Raw genomic sequence first — 250 nt, 5'->3', positions numbered from 1 at the left:
CCGATATTGGTGACGGTGTCGTTGGTCACACCAGTGGCCCCAGGCACGAGTGCAAGCGGTGTCACAACGGCTTGGCCGGCAGCAGAGCCGATGGTCACGCCGCCAACGGAGAAGGTCACCATCTGGCCCAGCACGTAGTTGAAGTGGCCCGCGGCATCCGTTGTGCCGCTCAGGTTGCCCGACACGTAATGCAGGCCGGCGACCGGCGCATCCACAAAGACACCTTGAGCGGTTTGCGGCGTGCCGGGGC

1 protein-coding gene is annotated in these 250 nt (G+C 65.2%); it reads right to left on the bottom strand.

Features of this window, described 5'->3' with window-relative positions; all coding sequences use genetic code 11:
* A partial coding sequence (locus RVY79_RS20890; protein ID WP_317466522.1) for a hypothetical protein occupies positions 1–250 on the bottom strand: 250 nt, incomplete at both ends.

Source organism: Chromohalobacter sp. HP20-39 (assembly GCF_033052815.1).
Classification (GTDB): domain Bacteria; phylum Pseudomonadota; class Gammaproteobacteria; order Pseudomonadales; family Halomonadaceae; genus Chromohalobacter.
The sequence above is the reverse complement of the archived record's forward strand: the minus strand, read 5'-3'. Positions and strand labels throughout refer to the sequence as shown.